This is a genomic window from Paenibacillus sp. IHB B 3084 (assembly GCF_001447315.1).
Lineage (GTDB): Bacteria > Bacillota > Bacilli > Paenibacillales > Paenibacillaceae > Paenibacillus.
Genome location: NZ_CP013203.1, coordinates 2,291,357 through 2,306,347 on the forward strand (window position 1 = coordinate 2,291,357; position 14,991 = coordinate 2,306,347).

The 14,991-nt window shown below is 47.1% G+C and carries 13 protein-coding genes; 7 read left to right on the plus strand and 6 right to left on the minus strand.

What is annotated here, in order from left to right; genetic code table 11:
- Positions 1 to 153 precede the first annotated feature (153 nt).
- Positions 154 to 1,458 (plus strand): sensor histidine kinase, encoded by a 1,305-nt coding sequence (locus ASL14_RS10770; RefSeq protein ID WP_134911578.1) that lies wholly within the window; start codon positions 154 to 156, stop codon positions 1,456 to 1,458.
- A 5-nt stretch (positions 1,459 to 1,463) separates the two neighbouring features.
- Positions 1,464 to 2,393 carry a response regulator gene (locus ASL14_RS10775; RefSeq protein WP_134911579.1) on the plus strand — a complete coding sequence of 310 codons (930 nt, stop codon included), beginning with the start codon at positions 1,464 to 1,466 and terminating at the stop codon, positions 2,391 to 2,393.
- Positions 2,394 to 2,479: 86 nt separating this feature from the next.
- Here the strand turns inward: ASL14_RS10775 and ASL14_RS10780 are convergent, their stop codons facing one another.
- Together ASL14_RS10780 and ASL14_RS10785 are read right to left on the minus strand one after the other, a co-directional pair.
- Positions 2,480 to 2,992, minus strand: a complete 513-nt coding sequence (locus ASL14_RS10780) for a MarR family transcriptional regulator (RefSeq protein WP_134911580.1) — start codon at positions 2,990 to 2,992, stop codon at positions 2,480 to 2,482.
- 76 nt (positions 2,993 to 3,068) lie between these two features.
- Positions 3,069 to 4,595 (minus strand): monooxygenase, encoded by a 1,527-nt coding sequence (locus ASL14_RS10785; protein ID WP_134911581.1) that lies wholly within the window; start codon positions 4,593 to 4,595, stop codon positions 3,069 to 3,071.
- Between the two features lie 494 nt (positions 4,596 to 5,089).
- Here ASL14_RS10785 and ASL14_RS10790 point away from each other — a divergent pair, with 494 nt between their 5' ends.
- On the plus strand, positions 5,090 to 5,587 hold the full coding sequence (locus ASL14_RS10790) for a DinB family protein (protein ID WP_134911582.1): 498 nt from the start codon (positions 5,090 to 5,092) through the stop codon (positions 5,585 to 5,587).
- A gap of 179 nt (positions 5,588 to 5,766) precedes the next feature.
- The gene (locus ASL14_RS10795) at positions 5,767 to 6,966 is read left to right on the plus strand and encodes an MFS transporter (RefSeq protein ID WP_134911583.1); all 1,200 of its coding nucleotides are present in this window, start codon (positions 5,767 to 5,769) and stop codon (positions 6,964 to 6,966) included.
- A gap of 27 nt (positions 6,967 to 6,993) precedes the next feature.
- Here the strand turns inward: ASL14_RS10795 and ASL14_RS10800 are convergent, their stop codons facing one another.
- Together ASL14_RS10800 and ASL14_RS10805 are read right to left on the minus strand one after the other, a co-directional pair.
- Positions 6,994 to 7,815, minus strand: a complete 822-nt coding sequence (locus ASL14_RS10800) for an endonuclease/exonuclease/phosphatase family protein (protein WP_134911584.1) — start codon at positions 7,813 to 7,815, stop codon at positions 6,994 to 6,996.
- A 5-nt stretch (positions 7,816 to 7,820) separates the two neighbouring features.
- Positions 7,821 to 9,485, minus strand: coding sequence for a PTS transporter subunit IIBC (locus ASL14_RS10805; protein WP_134911585.1), 1,665 nt, complete (start codon positions 9,483 to 9,485; stop codon positions 7,821 to 7,823).
- Positions 9,486 to 9,728: 243 nt separating this feature from the next.
- Between ASL14_RS10805 and ASL14_RS10810 the strand changes: the two genes are divergently transcribed.
- From ASL14_RS10810 to pgmB, 3 genes are all read left to right on the plus strand, one after another.
- Positions 9,729 to 10,751, plus strand: a complete 1,023-nt coding sequence (locus ASL14_RS10810; RefSeq protein WP_134911586.1) for a LacI family DNA-binding transcriptional regulator — start codon at positions 9,729 to 9,731, stop codon at positions 10,749 to 10,751.
- 140 nt (positions 10,752 to 10,891) lie between these two features.
- Positions 10,892 to 13,174 (plus strand): glycoside hydrolase family 65 protein, encoded by a 2,283-nt coding sequence (locus ASL14_RS10815; RefSeq protein WP_134911587.1) that lies wholly within the window; start codon positions 10,892 to 10,894, stop codon positions 13,172 to 13,174.
- A gap of 24 nt (positions 13,175 to 13,198) precedes the next feature.
- Complete coding sequence (pgmB, locus tag ASL14_RS10820; RefSeq protein ID WP_134911588.1) at positions 13,199 to 13,873, plus strand: beta-phosphoglucomutase; 675 nt, start codon at positions 13,199 to 13,201, stop codon at positions 13,871 to 13,873.
- A 291-nt stretch (positions 13,874 to 14,164) separates the two neighbouring features.
- Here pgmB and ASL14_RS10825 read toward each other — a convergent pair whose 3' ends face one another.
- Both ASL14_RS10825 and ASL14_RS10830 read right to left on the minus strand, forming a co-directional pair.
- A complete protein-coding gene (locus tag ASL14_RS10825; RefSeq protein WP_134911589.1) occupies positions 14,165 to 14,551 on the minus strand; it encodes a retropepsin-like aspartic protease in 387 nt (128 codons plus the stop codon).
- Positions 14,548 to 14,805: a hypothetical protein gene (locus ASL14_RS10830; protein ID WP_044644977.1), complete on the minus strand. Its 258-nt coding sequence runs from the start codon at positions 14,803 to 14,805 to the stop codon at positions 14,548 to 14,550. The genes ASL14_RS10825 and ASL14_RS10830 overlap by 4 nt, the downstream gene beginning before the upstream one ends.
- Positions 14,806 to 14,991: the final 186 nt, after the last annotated feature.

The window sequence follows — 14,991 nt, forward strand, 5'->3', positions numbered from 1 at the left end:
ATGGTGTTATTTATACTACAGTCTGATCTATAAAAACCGACAATTATCTACACCTGTATTTGTTTTTTTTTCAATAAATTCACCACTTTAATGTTGGATTGTGAATTTATCTCACATTGCCTTTTTGATCGAATACACAGGAGGTGAATAATTATGAAGCTGAATATCCTCCTTTTCCTGCTTATGCTTGTGTTCGTACCGCTGGCGGGCGAGCTAAATATTCACCCGTTCTCTAATACATTTCGTCTCAGCTTCGGCACGCCAGTATTTTTTTTCTTTCTGCTATCTATTCGTCATATTCCGCCTGCATTATCAGGACTGCTTACAGGCATAGCCGTGGTGGCCTTTCGCATCTCACTCAGTTATTTCACCCATCCCGGCCCTTCCTTCGAAGAGCTGGTGACCCTGCACGGGCCTACCTTTTTTTATTACATGGTCTACGGCCTGCTCTTTCAGGTCCTTAACATTAATGCCGAGCCTTACCGCGCTCTCCGGGTAGGCATCCTCTCCGTGGGTATTGAGGTTGCGGCAAGCGTTGCGGAACTTAGCGTCCGGCGGAGCATTGACGGGGAATTCTGGGACATCATCAAGATGGGCAAGGTGGTGCTCATCGCCATGATCCGTAGCTTCTTCGTGCTCGGGTTCTACAATATCATTCGCCTGAAGCAGTCCGTTCAGCATGAAGAGGCGCAAAGAGAGCAGACCGAACGGATTCTGCTTCTGGTATCGGATCTGTACGAGGAGTCCGTCCAGCTCGGCAAAACCCTGTCGCATACAGAGCAGATCACCCGTGAAAGCTACGAGCTATATCGGGAGTTGCAGCAGGCTGAATCTCTGGAAGACAGGGACCGTTACGCCAGACAGGCACTGCGTATTTCCGGACAGGTTCATGAGATCAAAAAAGACAGTCAGCGGATTTTTGCCGGGCTGTCCAAGCTGATTGATGCGGAAAGCGGAGTGCATTACATGCCTTCTCGGGAGCTTGGGGAGCTAATCATCCGAACGAACCGCAAATATGCCCAAGCGCTGGACAAGCCCATTCATTTCACCCTGCATGTTGACTCTTTACTGCCGAAGTTGCATGTTTATACAGTTTTGACACTCATTAATAATCTGACAGCCAATGCGGTTGAAGCGATGAAGGACAACGGAAGTATTGACGTTTCCATTCGGTTTCTACCGGGAAAAGAGGACACCGTAACCTTTAGCGTCACGGACAACGGCCCGGGGATTCCTCAGCGCAAACGGGAAATGGTCTTCACACCGGGGTATACAACCAAGTATGATGATGAAGGACAGCCTTCGACCGGTATGGGATTGTTTTATGTGCGCGAGGTCGCGGAGAGCCTCGAAGGAACGATTGTACTGCAACAGCATGAAGAAGAACACACAGACAGGGTACGGACCACTTTTACAGTCACATTGCCTTTACGGAAACTGACGGAGAAAGGAAGATAGCCCGGATGCGTTTTTATATTGTGGATGACGATCAGGGAATTCGTTCTATGCTGGCAGACATTATTGAAGATGAAGGTCTCGGGGAGGTTATCGGGGAAGCGGAGGACGGTTCCTATGTGAGCAGCGATCTACTGGAGCTTAAACGGATTGATATATTACTCATTGACCTGCTGATGCCGATTCGTGATGGCATTCAGACGGTACGCGCGCTCGGTGATCAATTCAGCGGCAAAATCATTATGATTTCCCGCATTGAATCCAAAAATATGATCGGCGAGGCCTACTCACTCGGTATTGAATACTACATTGCCAAGCCCTTGAATCGGCTGGAGATTATTGCGGTGATTCATAAGGTGTCAGAACGTTTGCGTATGCAGCAATCTATCACAGATATCCAGCGCACGCTACAGGGACTATCGATGTTCGCATCGACAGGACCATCGACAACGGTAGAACCGACCAAAAGCATCACAACTTCCGGACAGTTTCTGCTCTCCGAAATGGGAATGATCGGCGAAGCGGGGAGTATGGATCTGCTGGACATGCTGGAATATCTGGATCAGTATGAGGAGGAAACGGGTAACCTGTCCCCCTACATGTTCCCGCCGCTGAAGGATATCTTCGCGAATGTAGCCTTGAAACGGCTGGGAAGCTCGGCTTCTGCGGCAGAGCTGAGCAAGGAAATCAAGGCATCTGAGCAGCGCGTCCGCCGCGCCATTTTCCAGACGCTAAGCCATATCGTGTCGCTCGGATTGACGGATTACACTCACCCTAAATTTGAAAATTATGCGTCCAAATTTTTTGATTTTACAGAAATCCGCAAAAAAATGCTGGAGCTGCAAAACAATGTGGAGCCCTCGCTGTCTCAAGCCCGTATTAATACGAAGAAATTTGTACAGGTGTTCTATATGGAGGCCAAAAGGCTATTGCATTAGAAAAGCACCTGCATATCCCCTAATGTGTCCGCCACATGAGAAGGGTTACGCAGATGCCATTTTGTTAGAAAAATGCCGATGATCTTCTAGTCTTTTGGTTCCTCACTCTTGTCATGGAGTTCCAGGGCCTCCAAAAAACCGACACCGTCGGACAACAAACGTTTCAAGACATTTAATTCCTCCGTGCTGTAACGATCTAAAAATTGAAGCAACTGATGCTGTACTTTAACGTGAAGCCGCTCATGCACAAGAAAGAGCTTTTTCCCCAACGGGGTTAGACGAAAGTAAATTTCTTTTTTGTTGTCGTTAAGCTGGGTTCTGCGAATCCAGCCTTCCTTGAGCAGCTTGGTGCTAACTTTCGAAACCGTACCTTTGCTCAGCTCGATCCGATCCGCTAATGCCGTAACATTAATCGGCTCATGCCTTCCGATACAGTCAATAACGTGAATATCGGTCAAATTGAGCGAAGCTATCCCGTCAAAATGCTCGTGGACTTCTTCGAGAAAAGACATACTCTCTCTCTGATGATACTGCTCCAGTTGATGGTTAGTTTTGATAAGCAGGTCATAGACATGCTGGATGGTTGTGGCTTTTTCCATACAAACGGATGGTCACTCCTTTGGGGTACTCCTCCCTTCATTATAGCTTAAATTTGTTTCGCAAGAAACAATATGGTTATAGCAATACGGGTTCTCCGCTACACCAGCTCGCGATACCTTCCCCGATGGTTCTCAGCACGTCCGTCTGTTCCAAGGAAATAGCCCATGCAATATAACCGTCTGGACGAATCAGAACCGTATGCACATCACTCCATCCCACAGGCGCTTCTTCGGCTACAGCCTCTACATATGAGATATGCGAAAGTGCAATTTTGTGAAGCTCATTCGCTATCTTGGCATCCTGAGCAAGATGAAGCAGCACAAAACGGCCCTCATGAAAAAGCTCGTATGCATACGTTCTTGTTCCGTCAGACAGCCTTAATTGGAAATCTGCAAACCGCTTCCCGTTCAGAGGATGCTGCGGCATACCCTCAGCCGCCGGATAACCTACATCCAACGCACTAATTTGCTCCGCCATAGAACGGTTGATTTCCGTATGACGGAACCATTTCTCTTGCAACTGACGGTGAGCCAGTACAGCAGTCGTAAAATCCAACAGGCTGGTCTGAATCTCCGTATTCCGCAAGAACTGTGTATTAATAGGGTAGCGTTCGCCATGGTAGCTATCCAGCAGCGTGTCCGCAGCCCAGCCGTGAATCACTCCTGCCAGTTTCCATCCCAAATTCGTCGCCTCCTGCAAACCCACATTCATGCCCTGTCCACCTGCCGGGAAATGAATATGTGCAGCATCGCCAGCCAGCAGGATTCTGCCCTTGCGATATGTTTCGGCCTGCCGCGTAGCATTCCCGAATCGGGACAACCAGCGGGGATTAGACGCTCCAAGGTCTGTACCGAGAAGATAGCGCAGTTCTGTCTGAATCTCTTCCAGCGTTACAGGTACGTCTTTCGGGACATGCATCAGATGGGGGGTAGTCAAAATAACCCGGTAAATATCCGGAGAAACGGGGGCAATCATCACCCCACCCCGCTCTGTGTATTCGGAACGTATTCCATTTTCAGGAGGAACGGCCAGCTCTACATCCGCTAATACAGCGGTCAGAGTAGTATCCGTGCCGGGAAAAGCAATACCTGCCTGCTTGCGCACGGTACTTCCCGCCCCATCGGCTCCTACGACATAAGCCGCTGTCATCACCGACACATTCGCATGCGGACCGGATGCGCGGACACTGACGACCTCTACACCCTGATCCTGATCCTGTTCCCGCACAGACACCACTTCTTCCCCACGTCGGATCACAACCCCCAGCTTTGTCGCATGTTCCTCCAGTACCTGCTCGGTGATCTCCTGCGGGATAAACAAGGTATAATTCGAGGAGCTGTCAAGCACCGAAAAGTCCAGACGTGTATCCAGCATGGCAAAATGTCCCGTACTTATGGGCTTGCCGTGCTCCATGAATCGCTCCTTCAATCCACGCATATCAAACATCTCCAGCGTCCGAGGATGTAACGTAAGTGCGCGCGAGTAGGGACTTGTTTCCTCTAATCGCTCAATCACACAAACACTCACCTTTGCCAATGCCAGCTCAGCAGCCAGCCACATCCCGACAGGACCGCCACCCGCTATAATCACTTCATAATCCATGTTTCACGCTCCTTTGTATGAAAGTATAATCCCACCACCATTTTGTTTCAAAGGAAACAATATAAAGATGCGAAAAGCTCCCCTTTAACATTTTCGTATCTAAATAAAAATCATAATCGTTCATGATATTTTGTTTCTTTTGAAACAATTTTATTGTAGCTACATTGAGAATAATTATCAACTACTTTTTTTGAAAAAAATCCTGGATCCCCTCGCAAACCATGCTAGATAAGCTGAACTAAAGACGAAAAAAAGTGGAACAAGAACGAAGTGGGCGGAATGGTGCTGTATAAGCGCTAGCGGTCGCCTTAAAAGCTTTCCATAGGAAAGCTCGCTTCGGAAGCATTACTTACCCGGATTTCAACCTTTATAAATTGAATAAAGAAATCTGGGTCGTATGCATCTTTAGTGCAGCTTATAGAATTTCCATTTCCAAAAATTTAATTGTATAATCGTAAAATGAGAACAAGCTTTTATGAAAGGGATGATCTTACATGTCGGATGCAAACCAATTATTCGGTCAAGCACTGGTTAAATCGCTGGTCGGTGAACGTGGACATATTCGAGTGGCTCGGGCTTTACCGGATATCCACATCGAGCTGGCAGGGAAGAAAAATGCAGAAATGCCCTACAGTATTTATCAACTGTTGAAGCATATGAGCTACTGGCAGCAATTTATGCTGGAGCATTTGGAAGGTCGGAAACCCCAGCTTCCGGGCAATGTAATGGAAAGCTGGCCTGAAGAAACCGAACCGCAAAGTGAAGAAGCATGGCAAGCTGTCATTAACGAATTTTTACAGGGCGTAGATCAGGCTGTAAAGATTGCAGAAACTGCACAACTGGATGATTCGCTGGCCCATTTCCCCGGTGAAACGAAAGCGGGACTGCTGCGGAATATCGCTTCCCACAACTCATATCATTTGGGCGAAATCGTGTTGCTGCGCCGTATCTATGGAGCTTGGCCGCCGCCAGGAGGGGGATTTCCCGCTTAAAGGGTACAGAATTAGGCACAGCAAGGAACACATCTGCGTATCCTATGGGAGAACTCACTCCCCTTATGCCCTGCTTACTTCATATTCATCCTACTTTGATTTGAAGCCCTTCATGCGTAATCAGGAGCAATCAGAAAAACGGTTCCCATGATGCAAGCTCAAAGAGAGGTTTCGAGGATATGAAGAGGCGTATACATTTAAACCATAATCTCGTCTGTATGATTGTCATCAGTCTTATTGCTAACATAAGTGGGAGTATGATCCTCCCACTCTTTGCTATTTATGTAGAACAGTTCGGCATATCTGCACTCAATATGAGTATTTTATTTTCTCTATTTTATGTGGGAAGATTTCTGGGTGGAGGCTTGGCAGGACGAATTTATGAAAAGATTGGCGCAAAGCGCTTGGGGCTGAGCTTACTCTTGGCTGAGATTATGTGTATGCTCTTGTTCCCGATTGCAGAAAGCTTCATCATTCTATCCATCCTTAGACTCCTTCAAGGCTTGGTGGCGATAGGATTAACCGTGTTTGTAAGAGTCACCATCAACCAGATCAGTACCACGGAGAATAGAGGTATCCTCAATGGATATATCAGCAGCAGCGAAGGGGCAGGTACGATTTTAGGACCTATCATGAGCGGAGTGATTGTTTCCTATTTTACTTTATCTGTTCCATTCTATTTCGTTGCTATGTTTTCATTGGTATCGTTCGTCGCCGTTTCTAGAATGACATTCCCCAGTCCTCCTTCCAAACCTCAGCCACAGCGCGAGCTCCTTCATGAGCCGAAAAGAAAAACCACTTTAACAAAGCAGCTACTGCTCTATTCCACCGTTCATTTCCTTGAAATGAGTGCCTTCGCCATATTTTTAACGTACTTCTCTGTGTATGCAACCTACAAGTTCCACTGGAGCCCTGTAGAAATCAGCTTGGCTTTTACCATCATCGGGATATCGACGTTTGTATCGGCACCCTTTATCGGCAAAGGTTCGGACCTGCTCAAAGATCGCCTAATGCTCAGTATCATCGGCCTGTTGCTGATCATGGTGGAAATAGCCTTGTTTCTGTGGTTCACTGAACCGTGGATCGTATACTTGGGGATGTTCATCGGAGGCATTGGCGGAGCCAGTTATCTGGATTCTTTTTACTCCCAACTGGGGGATGTCATTCCTGAGGAAAATAGAAGTTCATTTATCGGCAACGTTGTATCCCTCTCGGAATTAGGGGCTATTGTTTCTCCAATCATCGCAGGCGTACTCATTGAACGCTTTAACATAAATGCCCCTTTTTATTACAATATGATATTAGTGCTTATGGCTATCGCTATCCAATACTTCATTCGGTTAAGGTCGAAATCCTCAAGAAAAAGGCCACTTGCATAAGCAGGCAGCCTGTTCCTTTATCTATAATTACAGCTCCAATTCAACTGCAACCCCGAAATGATCGGATACGACTGATCCCGTTTTTCCGTTTAGCACGACGGTTGAAGATTGAACCTGTACGGGTTTGTTGGAAAAAATATAGTCAATCCGCAGCGGTTCGGCGTTACTTTCCCAGCCTGCAATGGCTTTGATGACCGTATGGCCTTCATCACGTACTGTTGCGTTCGGATAGGTGTCCGACCAGCCGGATTGCAGCACATAGTCATACCCTTCCCGGCGCACTTCAGCCGCATTGTTGAAATCCCCCATCATAAAGACAGGCGTCGGTGCAAAAGGATTCAATACCTCTGTTGTACGGTCCCATAGTCCACGGAAGGATTCCTCATCATTCCACCAGTTGTAGTGCCCGCTCACAAACCATGCCGATACTCCATCTATCACTGCTTGCACGCCCACAATTTTGCGGGATCGGTAGTTGTCATAGTCCCGTAGCGAGGAAACATATTCGCTCACCGTATCTGTAATCGGTGTTTTGGACAAAATCGCCAAGCCCTCATCGTATTTGGCAAAGCCAATATGTGCGGGGGCCCACGTCCAATAATAGGTATCGGACAATAATCCGTTCAGCACATAAGCGTAATTATCACGCTTAATGACCACCTCAGGATCAGCACTATAGTAAGCTCCCAAATCGTCCGGCGATAAAGGAGCCTCGTCTATGGACTGGTTCACTTCCTGCAAAGCAATGACATCGAACTGCTGCTCATGAATAAAAGCGGCCAGTTGTTTTAGCTTTTCAAGCTGATTTTCTTCCATCCAAGCATGTACATTTAGGGTTAACAATTTCAAAGTAATCACCTGTTGAGTATGTCTTGTATATCTGATTTGAGCACATCGGCCTTCGGTCCGTAAACCGCCTGCACCCCATTATCTACTTTAATCAAGCCCAGAGCGCCTAGCGCTTTCCATGTCTTTTCGTCCCCGACGGCATCTGTATCCTTCACCGTCACACGCAGACGGGTCATGCAGGCATCGACCTCGACAATGTTCTGCTCACCCCCAAGAGTTTTGATGATATCGGTAGCCAGTTGATTTTGCGGGGAAACAGCCGCCACACCATCTGCCTTCGTACTCCCCACCTCGGAAGTCCCCTGAGGCTCCTCATCCGTATAGTTTCCCAGTCTTCCCGGCGTAGCCATTTGGAATTTGCCGATCATAAAATAAGCGATAAAGTAGGTTGCTACCGCAAATACAACACAAGTCAGCACGAAGTTAATAATATCCTGCACCAAACCCGCATTTATAGACAACGGCAATCGGGTCAGCAGTTCAATCATACCAAACGAATGTAAACGCAAATGTATGATGTCCGCCATTCCGAACGCAATTCCGGTAAGAATAGCATAAACTACGTACAGTACAGGCGCTACGAACATAAACATAAATTCCAGCGGCTCCGTTACCCCTGTCAAAAAGACAGCAGCAGCGGCTGAAAAAATCATCGACTTGTACTTGCTTCGCTTATCCTTGTCTACACGGCGATACATAGCCACCGCCAGTCCCATAAGGATTCCCGCTCCGCCGATCATTTGTCCTACCTTAAAACGGGCAGGCGTCACGCCTTCCAACAAGCTATTGTAGGCTGCCGGATCGGTACCACGAAGCGCACTCAGGTCGCTTGCCCAAGCCAGCCACAGCGGGTCCTGTCCAGCAACGACGCTGCCCGCCCCGGAACCCGTAAGCGTCGTGTAAACGCCACCAAGTTGAGTATAGTTAATAGGAACCGTCAGCATATGGTGAAGCCCGAAGGGAATCAATAGTCTTTCCAGTGTACCATAGACAAATGGCGCTACAAAAGGAGCCGATTCCCCAGAGGTCGCCAACCAAACACCAAACTGGTTAATCCCTCCCTGGATAAATGGCCAGATGGCAGACATGATCAAACTAACGATGACAGACCATAAAATCACGACAAAAGGAACAAAACGTTTGCCGTTAAAAAAGGCTAAAGCGTCCGGTAGCTTGCGGTAATTGTAGTATTTGTTAAATACCACTGCCCCGACGAACCCGGAGATGATACCGACAAACACGCCCATATTGAGTGCAGGTGCCCCTAAGACAGAAGTAAAATAGCCACTGACCGGAATGGATGCACCAAAGAGAGTATGGGTGGTTGCCCCCTCCTGCGTTAGCATCTTCGAGGATACACCCAAAATCGTTCCTGTTGAAATATTAATAAGGATAAAAGCAATTAAGGCAGCAAAAGCCCCGCCAGCCCGTTCCTTGGCCCAGGAACCGCCGATTGCCACCGCAAACAGAATGTGTAAATTGTTAATGATGCCCCAACCCAAATTTTCCATGACCCCACCGACGGTCAACCAGACATGAACATCACCAGCCAGCATTGCCACCACTTTACCGAGCGAAATCATAATTCCGGCCGCTGGCATGACGGCGACTACCACAAGCAGTGCTTTCCCAAGCTTTTGCCAAAAATCAAATGATAGAAGTTTTTTCATTTCTCCATCAATCTCCATCCATATAGTATGTACAGCGTTGTTTGTTACCTCGTAAATATATGCAATCGGTTGCACAATTATTATAATGATATCGCTTTCTATTAGCAATACCCTGATTGTAAATATCTTGGTTAATGACGATGTAAAAGCTCGAAAAAAGCCGCGAGTTTGTTGATTTTCGAGCAATATCGTATGATAGAACATAATATTTCCTGCTTGAGATAGCAAAAGGAGAAGAAGACGATGGCAGTAACCATCAAAGATGTCGCAAAACGTGCCAATGTTGCTACTTCCACCGTGTCCCGCGTCATTCAAGACAGCCCTAAAATCAGCGAGGCCACCAAGGCACGTGTCCGTAAAGAAATGAAGGCACTCGGCTACGAGCCCAATTATTCGGCCCAAAGTCTGGCTAACCGTGTCACACAGTCGATTGGCATTATTATGCCAGAATCGGATGTGGCAATCTTTCAAAACCCGTTCTTTCCGGAAAGCCTCCGCGGGATTAGTGAATGGGTGAATGAGCATAACTATACACTGTCGATTGTTACGGGGAAAACGAGCGATGAATTGCTATCCCGCGTGAAGCTGATGACGCGAACCGGACGTGTTGACGGCTACATTGTCCTGTACTCCAAGCAAGAGGATAAAATCGTGGAGTATTTTCATAGAGAAAAAATACCTTATACCGTAATCGGTAAGCCTCAGCAATTTATCAGTGAAACCACCCATGTGGACAACGATAACTACCAAGCCGCCAAGGACGTGGTCACTTATTTGATCCGTCTGAATCATCAGCGTATTGCTTATGTTGGCGGAGATCATGAACGCACTGTGAATATTGAAAGACTCAGGGGCTATCAGGATGCGCTACGGGAGGCCCATCTGCCTCTACCAGGCGAATATGTTGTCAGGGAGCCTTTTTCCCTGGAGGACATGCGGACGCTATTGCAGGTTTCCCCTCCTCCTACCGCTATGATCGTCAATGATGACCTTGTTGCGATGGCGGTACAAAAATCACTGTCCCAACTGGGCGTGTCCATGCCGGAACAGCTTTCCATGGTGAGCTTCAACAATCTGATGCTGGCTGAGCTGATGAATCCCCCTCTTACTTCCGTAGATATTGATATCTTCACCCTGGGTTATCAGGCGGCCAAAAGTCTGATCGAAAAAATCGAAGACCCCAAGGAGCTGACCAAACATATCATTGTTCCCCACCGGATCGTAGAACGCAAATCCAGCCAGACGCTGTTATCTTCCAAGGAATGAACAAAAACTGATTTTGTGGACATCCATAAAATCAGTTTTTTTTGCGTTGACAAGGCAATCGGTTGCACTATATACTGAACTCGCTCATATACTGATTTCGTTAAAACAACGATTTCATTTTCCGAGAGGGGTACGCAATCATGGTTTATAACCGATTATTTGACGTAGATAACTGGAAACTGACAACCCACACTCTACATACAACACACATGCGATTACAAGAAAGCATAATGTCCATAGGCAACGGTTATATGGGAATGCGCGGTAATTTTGAAGAAGCCTATTCAGGTGATCATCATCAGGGAACTTACATCTCCGGTGTCTGGTTCCCCGACAAAACAAAGGTCGGCTGGTGGAAAAACGGCTATCCCGAGTATTTTGGCAAGGTCATCAATGCCATGAACTTCATCGGCATCGGTCTGATCGTGAACCAGCAGGAAGTAGATTTATTCACAGCAGACATCAGTGATTTTGTGCAGGAACTGGACATGAAGCAAGGTATTCTGCGGCGTGCCTGTACCGTGAACGGCCAGGTTCGTATCACCACGGAACGTTTTCTAAGCATCACCACTCGTGAACTATGCCTGATTGATTACCAAGCAACCAATATAAGCGAGCAGCCTCTAACGATTGAGCTTGTTCCTTATCTGGACGGTAATACGAGAAATGAGGACACCAACTATGATGAGGTGTTCTGGCTAGAGGAAGCACGCGAGGTTCAGGAACAATTCATCAGCCTATCCACAACGACGATAGATAATCCATTTGGTGTTCCGCGTTTTACCGTAAACGCTACCATGGGTATTGTGACCGAGGGACAGGATCATCAGACGACGGAAGAAGGCTTTTTGTATGCTGCACGCCACTATCAATATACCGTCGCCCCGGGTGACAGTGCTCATTTGCAAAAAATCGTGGCTGTCACCACCTCACGTGACATAGAAAAAGATGCGCTGATTCCACAAGCTGAACGTCTCGCCGTGGAAGCTGTGAACAAAGGATACGCTCTGCTTAAGCATGAGCATATCGCGGCTTGGGCCGGACGTTGGGACAAAGCGGATGTTGAAATCGAAGGGGATACAGAAGCCCAGCAGGGAATACGTTTTAACATTTTCCAGCTATTCTCTACGTACTACGGTGAAGACGCCCGCCTGAATATCGGACCGAAAGGCTTTACGGGTGAGAAATATGGCGGTGCCACGTATTGGGATACGGAAGCGTACGCTGTACCGATGTATTTGGCGCTGGCAGATCCTGATGTGACTAAAAACCTGCTGCTATACCGCTACCATCAACTGGAGGGTGCCAAGCATAACGCGACGCAGCAAGGTCTTCGTGGAGCACTGTATCCTATGGTCACCTTTACGGGTGTGGAGTGCCATAATGAATGGGAAATTACCTTCGAGGAGATTCACCGTAACGGAGCCATCGCGTATGCCATTTACAACTACACCAACTATACGGGCGACTTGACCTATTTACGGGAATATGGAATAGATGTACTGGTCGAAATTAGCCGCTTCTGGGCGGATCGAGTTCATTTTTCCCATCGCCATCAGCAGTATATGATCCACGGGGTTACCGGACCGAACGAATATGAGAATAACGTCAATAACAACTGGTATACCAACACGCTGGCTGCATGGGTTTTAAAATATACGTTATCGGTCTTGCCTCAAATTTCTTCAGAGAAATCGGAGAAGCTGGCTGTTACCGAGGATGAGCTTGCGCATTGGCAGGATATCATCAACCGCATGTATTATCCTTACGATGAGGAACGGGGCATATTCGTACAGCATGATACCTTTCTGGATAAGGATTTGCGGCCTGTATCCTCCCTCGATCCAAGTCATCTGCCGCTAAATCAGAAATGGTCATGGGATAAAATCCTCCGCTCCTGCTTCATCAAGCAGGCGGATGTGCTACAGGGTTTATATTTCTTCGGAGATCAGTTCACCCTGGAGGAAAAAGCACGCCATTTTGCATTTTATGAGCCCATGACCGTTCATGAATCCAGTCTGTCCCCATCCATTCACGCTGTGCTGGCTGCCGAACTCAAAATGGAGGAAAAAGCAGTCGAGATGTATAAACGGACAGCTCGGCTGGATCTGGATAATTATAATAACGACACCGAGGACGGACTGCATATTACCTCCATGACGGGAAGCTGGCTAGCGATTGTGCAGGGCTTTGCCGGAATGAGAACGTATAACGAAACGTTGAGCTTTTCCCCCTTCCTGCCGCAGGGCTGGAGCAAATATACGTTTAAAATCAACTATCGTGGTCGCTTGCTAAGTATTCTCGTACAGGAAAATGAAGTGATCATTACGCTGTTGGACGGAGAACCCCTGACGCTGGAGCTGTATGGACAGCCAACGCACATTACCCATGGGCAGCCGTTACTGACAAACAGTGTTTCATAAACCGGACAGACAGGGGGAAACCAAATGAAGGCAGTGATTTTTGACTTGGACGGAGTAATTACAGATACCGCCGAATATCATTTTCAGGCATGGGGCAGCTTGGCGACAACGTTGGGTATTCCTTTCGACCGGGAATTTAATGAGCAGTTAAAAGGAATCAGCCGTACAGAGTCACTCGACAAAATATTGGCGCGTGGTGATCGGTCCAGCGCGTATTCAGCCGATGACAAGCAGCAACTGGCCGCACAGAAAAATACCGAATATCAGCGGCTCATCTCGGCTTTGACCCCGGTAGATGTATTACCGGGAATCCGCGCGCTCCTAATGGAGTTACGTGACGCCAGGATCGGTATCGCGCTGGCCTCTGCGAGCAAAAATGCAGCGTTTATACTGGATAGGCTGGAGCTGACGCACTATTTTGACAGTGTGGTGGATGTCACAGCCATTCGGCATGGCAAACCCGATCCGGAAATTTTCCTCACGGGAGCCACGAATCTGGGCGTTCGGCCTGCCGACTGTATCGGTATAGAGGACGCACAGGCGGGAATTCAGGCGATCAAGGGTGCCGGGATGTTCGCGGTCGGCGTAGGAACGCCCTCGCAAATGCAAGGAGCCGATGTCGTGGTGGCTACTACCGCCGAGCTGTCTTTGAGGATGTTGGAGGATCATTTTAGTAAGTTGAACTGGAAATGTACATGAGGTGCCACTGCGCAGGCGGATGGTGCTTCCCATCGCTGTTGCCCCCGGATTTCCTGAATGATCGCACAATGTTTGAAATCCGGGGGCAAAGGCGACCGCTCCGCTTGTACAGCACCATTCCGCCTACTCCGTTTTCCATGTGAATTTTTCGATTTCATCTTATATAATAAGTTTCAAAAAAGGGAATGTCCTTTAGAAGTGAATTTGATTGGCTGGTGGACCCGTTCCACCAGTTTTTTTATTTTCCTTTGATACAGGCCTTATTGAATTTAGAAGTTTTGCAAACAAACTCTAATAGGTATCCGTCTTTACTTCCATTGCTTTAGCATCAATAATAGCTCCAACTAGTTTAAGGAAATTAAAACCCAGTATCCCATCAATCTGCATACCATAATCCATACTTCCAATTTCCACCTGGAAATTTTTGAGTGTCGATTCTTCGAGTGTAATGGAATCAAGAAATTTAGTGTAGACATATTCTACGCCACCCACGCCTCGTATAATATCAACATCATCATTTCCTTCCGGAACCATTCCTATTTCTCGTACTATATCTGCATTCAGAAGTGTGCTGGCAGAACCAGTATCTAGCAGCATTTTGCTTAAAGTTAACTCTTCTCCCCTAAATGTTACGTTGACCTTGACAAAGGGAAGCTCATATATTTCTGTAATGTTCATCTAGGCCCCCTGATCCCCACATAGCGTTCTTTTGCCGTAACCGTGGCACGAGAGGTGTGAAAAAAACAATACTCACGCTGAGGGTCTACTCTGTGCAGCTCATTATACCGCTTAAAAGCATTAGTCGAATCATCGAACGTATCAATTACGGTCATTTCTTCAATGAAACGCTGACCATCCTTTGAATAGGCTTTGATTGCCTCAAGTACGACCCATTCATTGGGAAAACGTTCTTTAACTTCTTCCCATCGCATTTCAGACACCTCCATTAAAATATCCTGTATTTGAAGAAAAATAAAATGTCCATAAAATCGGCGTCATATAATATGTTATTTGACATTAGTATATCATTTTCAGGTACTTTGTATCGCAATCAAACCGTGGTTTGAGCCAAACTTGGGGTCTAGTGGCTTCGAATCAGTGAGTTGCAGTAAAAGAAC